This is a genomic window from Haloarcula amylovorans (assembly GCF_004681185.1).
GTDB classification, from domain to species: Archaea; Halobacteriota; Halobacteria; order Halobacteriales; family Haloarculaceae; genus Haloarcula; species Haloarcula amylovorans.
This window is the reverse complement of record NZ_SRIF01000001.1, coordinates 1331987-1344442: the sequence shown is the minus strand read 5'-3', so window position 1 is coordinate 1344442 and position 12456 is coordinate 1331987. Positions and strand designations below refer to the sequence as shown.

At 65.0% G+C, this 12456-nt stretch carries 14 protein-coding genes and 1 tRNA gene; 6 read left to right on the top strand and 9 right to left on the bottom strand.

Going from position 1 to position 12456, the window contains the following annotated elements; translation table 11 throughout:
• Window positions 1-377: 377 nt before the first annotated feature.
• From E4S61_RS06800 to aroA, 5 genes are all read right to left on the bottom strand, one after another.
• Window positions 378-461: transfer RNA gene (locus E4S61_RS06800), tRNA-Ser, on the bottom strand.
• Between the two features lie 40 nt (window positions 462-501).
• Window positions 502-1245, bottom strand: a complete 744-nt coding sequence (locus tag E4S61_RS06795) for a glycosyltransferase family protein (protein WP_135303126.1) — start codon at window positions 1243-1245, stop codon at window positions 502-504.
• A 66-nt stretch (window positions 1246-1311) separates the two neighbouring features.
• Entirely contained in the window at window positions 1312-1938 is a 627-nt protein-coding gene (locus E4S61_RS06790) for a uracil-DNA glycosylase (protein WP_135303125.1), read from the bottom strand.
• A 2-nt stretch (window positions 1939-1940) separates the two neighbouring features.
• Window positions 1941-3140, bottom strand: coding sequence for a chorismate synthase (gene aroC, locus E4S61_RS06785; RefSeq protein WP_135303124.1), 1200 nt, complete (start codon window positions 3138-3140; stop codon window positions 1941-1943).
• Between the two features lie 81 nt (window positions 3141-3221).
• Window positions 3222-4508: a 3-phosphoshikimate 1-carboxyvinyltransferase gene (aroA, locus tag E4S61_RS06780; protein ID WP_135303123.1), complete on the bottom strand. Its 1287-nt coding sequence runs from the start codon at window positions 4506-4508 to the stop codon at window positions 3222-3224.
• Window positions 4509-4654: 146 nt separating this feature from the next.
• On the opposite strand from aroA, the gene E4S61_RS06775 reads away from it, so the two are divergent.
• Window positions 4655-5830 (top strand): M24 family metallopeptidase, encoded by a 1176-nt coding sequence (locus E4S61_RS06775; protein ID WP_135303122.1) that lies wholly within the window; start codon window positions 4655-4657, stop codon window positions 5828-5830.
• A gap of 14 nt (window positions 5831-5844) precedes the next feature.
• Here the strand turns inward: E4S61_RS06775 and E4S61_RS25305 are convergent, their stop codons facing one another.
• Window positions 5845-5994 carry a transcription initiation factor IIE subunit alpha family protein gene (locus tag E4S61_RS25305; RefSeq protein WP_167768435.1) on the bottom strand — a complete coding sequence of 50 codons (150 nt, stop codon included), beginning with the start codon at window positions 5992-5994 and terminating at the stop codon, window positions 5845-5847.
• Window positions 5995-6195: 201 nt separating this feature from the next.
• On the opposite strand from E4S61_RS25305, the gene E4S61_RS25300 reads away from it, so the two are divergent.
• Window positions 6196-6366 carry a hypothetical protein gene (locus E4S61_RS25300; protein WP_167768434.1) on the top strand — a complete coding sequence of 57 codons (171 nt, stop codon included), beginning with the start codon at window positions 6196-6198 and terminating at the stop codon, window positions 6364-6366.
• Between the two features lie 126 nt (window positions 6367-6492).
• Window positions 6493-6702, top strand: coding sequence for a CopG family ribbon-helix-helix protein (locus tag E4S61_RS06770; protein WP_135303121.1), 210 nt, complete (start codon window positions 6493-6495; stop codon window positions 6700-6702).
• Here the strand turns inward: E4S61_RS06770 and E4S61_RS06765 are convergent, their stop codons facing one another.
• Window positions 6703-7113, bottom strand: a complete 411-nt coding sequence (locus E4S61_RS06765; protein WP_135303120.1) for a hypothetical protein — start codon at window positions 7111-7113, stop codon at window positions 6703-6705. It abuts the gene before it with no gap.
• A 52-nt stretch (window positions 7114-7165) separates the two neighbouring features.
• Entirely contained in the window at window positions 7166-7846 is a 681-nt protein-coding gene (locus E4S61_RS06760) for a hypothetical protein (protein WP_209309441.1), read from the bottom strand.
• A 136-nt stretch (window positions 7847-7982) separates the two neighbouring features.
• On the opposite strand from E4S61_RS06760, the gene E4S61_RS06755 reads away from it, so the two are divergent.
• Entirely contained in the window at window positions 7983-8681 is a 699-nt protein-coding gene (locus tag E4S61_RS06755; protein ID WP_135303119.1) for a VOC family protein, read from the top strand.
• Window positions 8682-8687: 6 nt separating this feature from the next.
• Here the strand turns inward: E4S61_RS06755 and E4S61_RS06750 are convergent, their stop codons facing one another.
• On the bottom strand, window positions 8688-8987 hold the full coding sequence (locus E4S61_RS06750; RefSeq protein ID WP_135303118.1) for a DUF5779 family protein: 300 nt from the start codon (window positions 8985-8987) through the stop codon (window positions 8688-8690).
• Between the two features lie 109 nt (window positions 8988-9096).
• On the opposite strand from E4S61_RS06750, the gene E4S61_RS06745 reads away from it, so the two are divergent.
• Together E4S61_RS06745 and ilvB are read left to right on the top strand one after the other, a co-directional pair.
• The gene (locus E4S61_RS06745) at window positions 9097-10344 is read left to right on the top strand and encodes a LeuA family protein (protein ID WP_135303299.1); all 1248 of its coding nucleotides are present in this window, start codon (window positions 9097-9099) and stop codon (window positions 10342-10344) included.
• A gap of 342 nt (window positions 10345-10686) precedes the next feature.
• Entirely contained in the window at window positions 10687-12444 is a 1758-nt protein-coding gene (gene ilvB / locus E4S61_RS06740; RefSeq protein ID WP_135303117.1) for a biosynthetic-type acetolactate synthase large subunit, read from the top strand.
• The last annotated feature ends 12 nt before the right edge of the window (window positions 12445-12456 follow it).

The window sequence follows — 12456 nt, the reverse complement described above, 5'->3', positions numbered from 1 at the left end:
GGACGACACCGAAACGCAGTATACGGTCCATATACAGACGAATCTCGAACTGCCTCACTTGACAGTTATATAGATAATACGGTATCAGAACCCCGGTATCAAACTGTGATGGCCGTTCGTGTCCGATAGCAAAGACTGTCGTTCGCAGAGAAGCGGTGGGGCTGGGATTTGAACCCGATGCAAACGCTCACTCCGTTCGCGTTTCCGTGATTCAAATCCCAGCTGACGCATTTGCCACTCACGTATTGTTCGTGGCAAAATACGGTGGGGCTGGGATTTGAACCGGAGCCAGACGGTCGCTCACTTCGTTCGAGCTGCGACTGGCAGGGCTCAAATCCAGTTGTACCGCTCACTGCTCACTGTCGTTCGCAGAGAAGCGGTGGGGCTGGGATTTGAACCCAGGAATCCGTGAGGATACCTGCTTTCAAGGCAGGCGCAATAGGCCGCTCTGCCACCCCACCGCAGGCAGGCATACTGTTCGGTCCCTCTAAGGCCTGTCGGTTACTCGCGGAACAGGTCGGTGCCGTCGTCGCCGTCCCGGACGTTCAGGCCGAACTCCTCGACGAGTTTCGTCGTCGTCCGTGGCGGGACGACGCGGCCGGTCTTGAGGCGGGCGCGGAGCAAGGGGACGACGGTTCGGAGGTCGGCCGGCGTCTCGACGACCGGGTTCATCGGGAGGAAGTCCACGCCGAAGTCGGCGTCGGCCGCGCGATCGACCAGCGTCTCGACGGCGGGCGTGGCATAGGCCCCCTCGAAGTCCACGGGTTCGCCGAAGCCGGCGTAGTACACCCGGCCGTCCGTCGAGGGGCCGAGGACGACGTCGCTGGAGCGGAATTTCATCGCGGCGCTGTCGATCTGCTGGCGAGCCAAGAGCGCGGCCGTCGGTTCGACGGCGGCGACGGTCGCCACCTCCTCGCGTTCCAGCAGATGGGTGACGGTGTTGCCGACGCGGCCGGCGAACGTTGAGCCGACCTGCACCTCGTAGCGGGCGTCGTCGGGCGCGTTCAGTTCCTCGTCGAGCGTGTCCCGAATCGCCGATTCAGAATCGACACCATCGGGTACCTGGTCGTCCGGGCGGTAGTTGACGAGCAACTCGGCACCGCTGGCCTCGACGGCGCGACAGACGTCGGCCAGCATCGCGGCGTAGAGGGCTGTCGCTTCGGATTCGTCGAGCAGTCCGTCGGTCATCTCCGGGAGGACGAACCCCTCGACGGGAGGGTCGGCAAACACAGCAACCGTGGTCATACCTCCTTCTGGGACCGTCTGTGGTTAGTCGGTTCCGTTCTCGTCGCGTCGGCCACTCGGGACCTGCTACCGACCGCGGCGGCCCTTCGTCTGGCGGTAGTCCTGCCCGAGTACATCGCTGAAGTGTTCGAGGAACGCGGTCCGCTCCTCGTCGGTCTGTTCGGCCGGCGGAATCATCGGCAGAATCTCGAAGCCGCGGCCGCGGATAGTGGTGGCGTGGCGCTCCTCGATGTCGAGTTCGTCCTCGCTGAGGGTGGTGTACTCGAAGGCAAGTTCTTCGAGCGGTCGCTGGCCGACAGGAAGAAGGAGTTCGGGGTTTATCATCCGTATCTCGCCGTTGAGGTACGGTTCGCAGTTCATCACCTCTTCCTCTGTCGCCGGGCGCTCGGGGTGGCGACAGCGGGTGACGTAGGTCAGAAAGACGTTCTTCATCTCGGGTTCGGCGGCGTCGGGGTCTTCTATCATATCGACGGCGGCGAGAATATCGAGCAGTTCGCGCTCCCGTTCGCCGGTGAAGGGGACTCCTGACTCGTCTGCGCCCTCGCTGGGCGAGTCGCCGAGGACGACGAACTCCGCGCCCACGTCGCCGTAGCCGTGGACGACGTTCTCGCGCGTCTCGCAGAGTTCGGGGCAGTTCTGGCACGTCTCGTCCATACCGAAGGGGTTCGAGATCGTCTCCTGATTCGCGTCCATGGTTACTCCTCGTCGACGGTCGTGGCGTGCGTGTCGGCGTCCTCGGGGTCGTTTTGCGGGCTCGACGGATGATAGTCGGTGTCGTACTCGCCAGGGCGGCCGTCGAGGCGGTCGGGATTGATGCGACCGCCGAGCAACATGAAATCGAGGACGGTGCAGTAGAGCATCGCCTCGACGACCGGGACCGCACGCGGCGGCAGGACAGGGTCGTGCCGGCCGGTGACGGTGATCTCCTTTTCCTCACCGGTCTCCCAGTCGACGGTCTTCTGGGTCTTCGGAATCGAGACCGGCGGGTGCCACGACACTTCGCCGTAGATGGGTTGGCCGGTCGTGATGCCGCCCTGGATGCCGCCGTGGTCGTTGCCGGTCGGAACTGGCTCGCTTTCCGAATCGAACTCCCAGTCCTCGTTGTACTCTTTGCCGGTCGTGGTTCGGGCCTCACGGCCGATACCGTACTCGAAGTCGTTGACCGCGGGGATGGAGTACATGGCCTGTGCGAGGCGTGAGGGGAAACTGTCGAAGCGGGGCGCGCCCAGTCCTCGGGGGACGCCGCGACACTCGAAGTAGATCGCGCCGCCGATGGAGTCGCCCGCTTTCTGGTATTTGTCCGCGAGCTCTCGCATCTCCTCGGCGGCGTCGGGGTCGGCACACCGGACCTCGTTCTCCTCTGCGTGTTCGAGCATCTCCTCGAAGGTGACCGGGCCGGACTCTACCTCGCCAATCTGACAGACATGGGCCTTTATCTGCACGTCGTACTCTGACTGGGCGAGCACCTGCTTTGCGACGCCGCCGGCGGCGACCCAGTTGACCGTCTCGCGGGCGGACGAGCGGCCGCCGCCGCCCCAGTTGCGCGTCCCGAACTTCGCGGAGTAGGTGTAGTCTCCGTGAGAGGGCCGGGGTGCCGTGATGAACGGCTCGTACTTCCCCGAGCGGGCGTCCTTGTTCTGGATGACCATCCCGATGGGCGTCCCGGTGGTGTAGCCGTCCTGAACGCCCGAGTTGAGCTTCACCTTATCGGGCTCGCCACGGGAGGTCGTAATCATCGACTGACCCGGCTTGCGCCGGTCGAGGTCCCGCTGAATTTCCTCTTCAGATAGCTCGACGCCCGCTGGCACGCCCGACACCGTGCACCCCATCGCCTCCCCGTGTGACTCGCCGTAGGTCGTCATTCGAAAGAGACGACCGAACTCGTTGCCGTTCATTGTCGGTGTGTCGGGGACGGGGGCATTTGAACCTTGTAGATGCGTGCCCCCATTCATCACCCATTCTGGTGACGAGACGCCTCAGCGCCCGACTGCGGCACCGAGCCCGTGCAGTACGTCGAAGAATCCCGGGAAGGACACGTCGACGTGCTCCGCGCCAGTGACCGTCGTCTCGCCGTCGGCCACGAGACCGGCGACAGCGAGCGACATTATGATGCGATGGTCAGCGTGGCCGTCGACGGTCGCACCCGTCAGTTCGGAGTCCTCACCGTAGACGACGAGTTCGTCCTCACGCTCTTCGATTTCTGCACCCATCTTCGTCAGCTCGTCGGCCATCGCGCTGACGCGGTCGGTCTCCTTGTAGCGGACGTGTTCGGCGTCGGTGATGTGGGTGACGCCGTCGGCAGCCGCGCCGAGCGTTGCGATGGTTGGCAGGAGGTCCGGCGTGTCCTCGACACCGACTTCGATGCCGTCTAGTGCGGAGCGCTCGACGGTAATCTCGCCATCGTCGCGGTTCCAGTCGAGCGTCGCGCCCATCCGTTTCAGAACGTCCACGATGGCCGAGTCGCCCTGTGCACTCGGGAACGCCGAGGTGACCACGAGGTCCTCGTCGGCGGCGAGCGCGCCGGCGGCGAGCAGGTAACTCATCGAGGAGAAGTCGCCGGGGACGTTGTAGGCGCTTCCCTTCGGGTCGTAGGACTGGCCGCCGGCGACGGTGTAGCCGTCGTCGGTCTCCTCAGCGGTGACGCCGAACGCGTCGAGGACTTCCAGCGTGATGTCGACGTACGGCGAGGACTTCAGACCGGTCGTCAGTTCGATGTCGATGCCCGACTCGGTGACCGCGCCGGCCATCAGCAGGGCGGTGATGTACTGTGAGGAGACATCGCCGGGGATGGAGACAGTGCCACCGTCGATGCCGCCGCCGACGACGAGCGGTGCCTGGCCGTTGTTGCGCGTGCTCTCGGCCCGGCCGTCGAGTTGTTCGATGGCGTCGAGGAGCGCCCCCTGGGGGCGAGAGCGGAGCGAGTCGTCGCCGGTGAGGACGGTCAACTCGTCCTGTAGCGCGGCGGTGGCGGTGACCAGTCGCGTGGTCGTCCCGCTGTTGGCGCAGTCGATAACGTCGTCGGGCGTCTCCGGTCGGCCGGCGAACCCGGTGACCGAGAGCGCCGACTCGTCGCTCCGGTCGACGATCCCGCCGTAGGCTTCGACGGCGCGCATCGTCGCCTTCGTGTCGGCGCTCACCAGGGGGTCGTGGACCGTCGCGCCCTCGGAGTACCCGGCGGCGAGGATGGCGCGGTGGGTGTAGCTCTTCGACGGCGGGGCCTGTGCGGTGCCCCGAACGGCAGACTCGGCGATGGTGATGTCCATATCTGGCGGGTCACGGCCGGACGACAAGAGGCTACCGCTCTGCGAAGTCAGGGCGAAAAAGCCGATTCCTCGCTACAGTCGAACCGCCCCGACGAGTGCCGACTGCCGGCGGTAGCCCTTTGCCGCCCCCACTCGGACGGTTCGGCATGGACCCTGACCTCTCTGCGCTCGACGCGTATCTCGACGACCGGGATACGGACGGTTATCTCATCGACGCGGATTCGGAAGACTCCGATCAGTACTACCTTTCCGGGTTCGACGCGCCGGACCCCTTCGTCACATTGTACGACGGCGAGACGCACCTCCTCTTCCCGCGTAGTCTGGAGTACGGCCGCGCTACGCGGGAGGCTCGTGCCCAATCTGTCCAGCGGTACGTCGACTTCGACCACGCCGAACTAGTCGAGGAATTCGGTCCAGAGGAGGCGGTATCACATGTCCTCGCTGCGTTCTGCGAGTCCTATGATGTCGAGAGCGTCGCCGTGCCGCCGCGGTTCCCGCTCAAGACGGCCGATAGCCTGCGCGCCCGCGGCGTCGAGGTGACCGCCGACACCGACGGCATCGTCACGGAGATCCGTGCGACCAAGACTGACGAGGAAGTCGAACACGTTCGCACGGCTCAGCGGGCGAACGAGGTGTCGATGGCCGCCGCCGAAGAACTCCTGGGAGACGCCTCGGTCGCCGACGACGGGACGCTCGAATACGAGGGAGAGGCGCTGACCAGCGAGCGCGTCAAAGAGGAGATCGAAGTGACGCTGCTGCGTCACGGCTGTTCGCTAGACGAGACCATCGTCGCCTGTGGGAGCGACGCCGCCGACCCGCACGATCGAGGGAGCGGCCCGCTGTCGGCCGACGAACCGATAATCGTCGATATCTTCCCGCAGGACAAGGCGACGAAGTACCACGCCGACATGACCCGTACCTTCTGTGTAGGCGACCCGAGCGAGACGGTTCAGGAGTGGTACGACCTGACCGAGCGAGCGATGGACGCGGCCTTCGACGCTCTGGAACCCGGTGCGACCGGACAGGACGTCCACGACGCTGTCTGTGAGGTGTATGAGGACGCGGGGATGGCGACGCTCCGGAGCGACGACCGCACCGAGACGGGGTTCATCCACAGCACGGGCCACGGTGTCGGCCTCGACGTCCACGAACTCCCGCGACTCTCGCCCGCCGGTGGCGAACTCGAACCGGGCCACGTCGTCACGATCGAACCGGGACTGTACGACCCTGCGGTAGGCGGCGTCCGCATCGAGGACATCGCCGTCGTCACTGAGGACGGCTACGAGAACCTCACCGACTACGAAAAACGGTTGGTCGTTTGAGTGGACGGGCGACGCTATAGCTCTTCCATCTGTCCGCCGCAGTTTGGACAGGCGGCCTCCGGCAGTTCCGTCTGCTTCCCGCACACGACGCACTCGTAGCCCATCTCGGTCGGTTCGTCCGGTTCGTCTCCGAATAGGCCGGAGACTCGGGAAAGGAGGCTCATTGTGGAACCCGTGTTAACGTACCACTCGATTGGTAATAGCGGTTGTGGCCGACCCCCTCTTGTGCCCCAATCAATCATTAACTTTTATTATAGATGGGGGAATAGCGAGTGGTAGCCTATGCTTGTACCGAAAGCACGCCTCGCTCGCACGCACGACGCCCAGACCGACGACTACCGCAGGCGACCCACACGACCCCCAGGATGACAACACGAATCACGACACCCACAGACGAGGACGCGTATCCGACCACCACTTCGACGTTTGGCGACACCGGGCGCAGTTCGCGCTCCGATCGCGCGCCGATGATGTTCTCACCGACCAGTTCCGCGACGGCCGGCCAGTTCGACACAGAGGCCGACGACCACCGCTGATACGGACTGCTGTAGCTATATCCCAATATTCGCCGACCCGTAGCGGCGAACGTCCGAACTGAACTACAGTAGCCCGTATAAGACCGGGACACAACCGTTTTCCGCACGGCTCGCATCTCCTCGGATATGGCAGACTACACGACGGTTTCGATCCCGAAAGACCTCGCGGAGCGCGTCGAGGGAACCATCGAGGGGACCAGTTTCTCCAGCACGTCGGACCTCGTCCGCTTCCTCTTGCGGAGTATCGTCGTCCAGCACCAGCGAGAGGGCGAACTCACCGAGGCGCAGTTCCAGGACATCGCCGACCAGCTCCGGGACCTCGGCTATCTGGAGTGATCAGGCGAGCGATTCCTCGGGCGGTTCGACGTCGAGGACCGTGACCTCCTGTTTCCGGCCCGAGCGGTCGAACGCGCCGAAGGCCGTCTCGTCCCACGGCGGCACGGCGACGAACACCACTTCGTGGAGGTCGTCGGTCTTGCTGACGCCCATGTAGCCGTCGGAGTGTGAGACGAACCGCCCCTGCGTCTGCCCGGCCGGCGTCCCGAGGTCCATCCCGAAGACGGCGTTGACCGACCTGCCAGCCGACGGGAGATAGAAGTCCGTGAACACCGGCGTCTCCGGGTCTAAATCGGCCTCCGGAAGTTCTTTTGCTCTGGTGACCGCGAGCGAGATGGTCACGTCGTCTGGCTCGGCTTCCCGTGCCAGCCGTAACAGCGTCTCGACGAGGCCGCGCGTGACGTAAACCACGATAGAATTTGGTGCGACGAGCGTATAACCCCGTCGGCCACCGTCGGGCGTCTCAGCCGAAGACGAACGACCGAACGGTCTTGGCGTACAGACTCGGTGCCCGACTACGAGACCCGCGCAGCGCGTACGCCAGCGCCTCTTCGGCGTCCTCCATGATGCCGTGGCCGTGCCCCACGAGGAGGCGATCCGGGCTCAGTCGTCCCAGTTTCGTCGGCGGCGTCAACCGCAGCATCGGGTGGACGCCGAGGCGCTCGTCGCCCGCGAGGAAGAAGTCCGCCGTCCCGACGGCCTCCGGGACGACCAGCGTGTCGTCCTCGTCGCCGTACAGCATCGCTTCCTTCCAGGCGGGGTTGTTGAAGAGTTTGTGGACGCCGTAGTCCGTCCCCGGAATCTGCCGCCCGACGTGTTCGACCGGCGCGTCGATGTCGTCCTCGACGCCGGACATCCACTCGGGGACGTACACCGGTGCGTCGTGGCGGTTCGCGACGGCGGCGCTATCGCGCTTGTGCCGGTCCAACAGGATCACGACGCCCGCCACCTCGCCGAACTCCGCGAACAGGTCGTCGATACCGTCGGCGTCGACGGGGTCGACGACGATCGCGCCCGCCTCGGTGTCGAGGACGTGACTCGCTCGCTGCATCTTCTCGTGGGGATAGGCGAGCCAGCTCGCCCCCCGGTCCCAGCGGTTCGTCTCGGCCCAACTCGTCGCCGCTCCGGAGCCTTTCATCGGCATGGCGGTTCGTAAGGCGCGCGCGTGGATAAATGCTCGAACCCCAGCTAGCAAGGTGCCTGTCCTGTCGCTCTTACGCGTCGCTATCTGACTCACCGGAGGACGGAGAGTTTTCACTATCGCCTACAAACGCTAGAGCATGCTTTCGCACCCGGAGTGGCTCACGTTGGAGGTGAAAGACACCGACCGGATGACGGCCTTCTACGACGCGTTTCTCGAACTCGACATCGTCGAGGAGACCGAACAGGAGGCGGTGCTGTCAGTCGGCGACACCGAACTCCGTCTGCGCGCGCCGGGGCCGGTGCCGCGGGGTGGCTTACACACCCACTACGCGTTGACGGTTCCCGAATCGGAGTACGACCACTGGTGGGACCAGTTAGACGACCGATTCGACCTCGTCGAGGAGACGTTCGGCGACGCGCGGTCGCTGTACTTCTACGACCCGGAGGGCAACTGCGTCGAGTTGGGCGAGCGAGCGGCGGGCGGTAGCGGCGTCACGGGGCTGTTCGAACTCGTTCTCGAAGTCGAGCAGTTGGACGCCGCCGTCGAGTTCTATCGGACGCTCGGGTTCGAGATGGTCGACGATGGCCGCGAAGAGGGACGGGTTCGGCTTACGACCGGCGACCTTGACCTCGAACTGTGGAGCCCGCGACTGGGCATCGCCGACGCGCGCGGCGGCGTCCACGTCGACTTCGGCGTCGTCGCCGACGACCCGAAATCGATCGCACGTAACGTCGCAGACGAGGCACTCGCGGTCACGTCTGTCGAGGAGGGTGTCCGCATCCGTGACCCGGACGGGCACTACCTGACGCTCGTGGCCGAGGAGAACCGGGGGTAGAACCGCTCAGAGTCGGTCGGTGTCGATGCTGACGCCGGGCGGCGTCACGACGAGGAAGCCGCGGAAGTGCATCAGCTCACCGCCTGCTTCCTTCACCGGGCGGGCGAACCCGGCGGCGAGTTCGTTCAGGTCGCCGTCGACGTTCAACACGAGCGCGCCGCCGCTCTCGATAATCTCCAGCCACTCGTCTTCGTCGGTCGTGCCGTCGAGAACGCCCAACACGACGCGGTCGCTCCCGCCCGTCTCGCCGTTTTCCGCCATCTGATCTTCGACCGCCTGGAGGTCCAACCCCTCGAAGTCGCTCATACCGGCGCGGATGCGGGGCACCGGCAAAAATATTCGGCTCTCGTCTAACGCGGCGGCCTTTGCGGACTGCACGCCCGTCCGAAACCGGCCCGATGGACAACTATTTATACTGGAAGTGTCCAGATATAGGTGCTTATGTCCAACAACGAGGGCACGTCGGGATCTCCGGCGGATCGAGTTCTTCCAGGGCACACTGGATTCCACGTCTGAGATAACAGACGCACGGATTTTCGACACCACGCTGCGCGACGGTGAACAGTCGCCACGCACGTCGTTCAACTACGAGGACAAACGCGAGATAGCCGCTGTACTCGATGAGATGGGCACCCACGTCATCGAGGCCGGGTTCCCAGTCAACTCCGACGCGGAGTTCGAGGCAGTCCGGGACATCGCGGAGTCCACGAACGTGACGACGTGCGGACTGGCGCGCGTGGTCGAGAAAGACATCGAGGCGGCCTTGGATTCGGGTGTGGACATGGTTCACACCTTCGTCTCGACGTCGGACGTACAGTTGCAGGATTCCATGCACGCGACCCGAGAGGAGGCGCTTTCCTCGGCGGTCGAATCCGTCGAGCGCATCGCCGATGCGGGCGTCGAGTGCATGTTCTCGCCGATGGACGCCACCCGGACCGACGAGGAGTTCCTCCTCGAGGTCATCGAGGCGACGTCCGAGGCGGGCGCGGATTGGATCAACATCCCCGACACCTGTGGGGTCGCTACGCCGCGGCGGTTCTACGACCTCATCGAGATCGTCGACGGCCACACCGACGCACGCATCGACGTGCACACTCACGACGACTTCGGACTGGCTTCGGCCAACGCCATCTCCGGGTTCGAGGCGGGTGCGAGTCAGGCACAGGTCTCTGTCAACGGCATCGGGGAACGGGCCGGTAACGCGGCCTACGAGGAAGTCGTCATGGCGCTGGAGTCGCTGTACGACGTCGAGACGGACATCGACACGACGCGCATCACGGAGCTATCGCGCATCGTCGAGGAGAAGTCGGACATCCCGGTCCCGGCCAACAAGCCGGTCGTCGGGCGCAACGCCTTCTCCCACGAGAGCGGCATTCACGCCGCCGGCATCATCCAGAACGCCGACACCTTCGAACCGGGCGTCATGACGCCCGAGATGGTCGGTGCCGAACGCGAACTGGTGCTCGGCAAACACACCGGCGCGCACTCCGTGCGCGAGCGATTGGTCGATGCGGGCTACGCCCCGACCGAAGCCGAAGTCCGGGAGGTGACCCGCCGCGTCAAGGATTACGGCGCGGAGAAACAGCAGGTCACCATGAGCGAACTCGAACGGTTCGCCACGGAGGTCGGTGTCGACGAGGAGTCTGAGGAGGTCCGGGCGTAGGCCCATGACCCCGTCTTCGGCCGCGACGAGACGACAGCGGTGCACAACGTCGCGTCGTAGCGACGGTGCCGTGCGCCAGCGGCTCTCACAGAACGTTTATTACTCACCGCGGACAGAGATTCGACGTGATGACAGCGCGTGCTGGCAATCGGGTCCATTCGATCGCGACCACCAGCGACGCGCAGCTTCTTCGCGGCGGGCGTATTGTAGGGGCCTTCTAGCCCCTCACATCCCACTTTCGTCGCCGGCCGTATCGACTATCTACCACACAGCAGAGACGCCAGCTATGCACACAGCACACACAGCACCGCGGTATCGACCGACAGCGAACGGAGGGACAGCATGAGCGAACGCGCATCGGTCCCGAAAGAGGACGAACAGGACGAGAAACACGAGGACGCGGCCCCGGTCACGACCGGCGCGCAGTCGGTCGTTCGGGCGCTCGAAAACGCCGGCACGGAGTACGTCTTCGGCGTACAGGGCGGGGCTATCATGCCCGTCTACGACGCGCTGTACGACTCCGACATCAACCACGTGACGATGGCCCACGAGCAGGGGGCGTCTCACGCCGCCGACGCTTACGGCATCGTCACGGGCGACCCCGGCGTCTGCTTCGCCACGTCGGGTCCCGGCGCGACCAACCTCGTGACCGGCATCGCCGACGCGAACATGGACTCGGACCCGGTCATCGCGCTGACCGGGCAGGTCCCGACGGACTTCGTCGGTAACGACGCGTTCCAGGAGACCGACACCGTCGGCATCACCCAACCGGTCACCAAGGAGAGTTACTTCGCCAACAGCCCCGACACCGTCGGCGACAACGTCAGCGAGGCGTTCGCGCTGGCCGACGAGGGCCGACAGGGACCGACGCTCGTCGACCTCCCGAAAGACGTCACGCAGGGCGAGACGGACATCGAACCGAAAGCGCCCGCGACGCCGGACACCTACGAGGTCCAAGAAGAAGCCGACGACGAGGACGTACAAGAGGCCGCCGACGCGTTCGCGGCCGCCGACCGCCCGGTCATCCTGGCCGGTGGCGGCGTCATCAAGGCCAACGCCTCGGCGGCGCTGCGGGAGTTCGCCATGGAGTACGAGGTTCCGGTCGTCACGACGATGCCCGGCATCGGTTCGTTCCCCGAGGATCACGAACTCTCCTTGGAGTGGGCCGGGATGCACGGCACGGGCTACGCCAACCTGGCTATCACGAACACGGACTGTCTGCTTGCTATCGGCACGCGCTTCGACGACCGCCTGACCGGCGGCGTCGACTCGTTCGCGCCGGACGCCGACGTCATCCACATCGACATCGACCCCGCGGAGATAAGCAAGAACATCTACGCGGACTACCCGCTCATCGGCGACGCACGCAAGGTCCTGCGCCAGTTGTTCGACGCGATGCCTCGGGCACCCGAAGCTGACGCGTGGCGCGAGCAGTGCCAGGACTGGAAAGACGAGTACCCGATGGAGTACGAGACGCCCGACGACGAGCCGCTGAAGCCACAGTACGTCGTCGAGACGTTCTCCGACGTCACGCCCGACGATACCATCGTCTGTACCGGTGTCGGCCAACACCAGATGTGGGCCTCCCAGTTCTGGGAGTACACCGAGCCTCGGACGTGGGTGTCCTCGCACGGTCTCGGGACGATGGGCTACGGCGTTCCCGCGGCCATCGGCGCGAAACTGGCCGCTCCCGACCAGGAAGTCGTCTGCTTCGACGGCGACGGCTCGTTCCTGATGACGGTCCAGGGGCTCTCGGTCGCGGTCCGAGAGAACCTCGACATCACGTACGTCATCCTCAACAACGAGGCGGTCGGGATGGTCCGCCAGTGGCAGGACGGCTTCTACGAGGGTCGTCGGATGGCCTCCGAGTACCCGTGGATTCCAGCCTTCGACAAACTCGCAGAGGCCTTCGGCGCTCGCGGGTTCCGACTGGAGGCCGAGGAAGACGTCGAGGAGACGATTCAGGCAGCCCGCGACTACGACGGGCCGAGCGTCATCGACGCCCACATCGACCCCGGGGAGAACGTCTTCCCGATGGTCCCCAGCGGCGGTGACAACGGCCTGTTCGCACTGCAGGAAGACCATCTGGAGATGCTCTAACGATGACCGGAG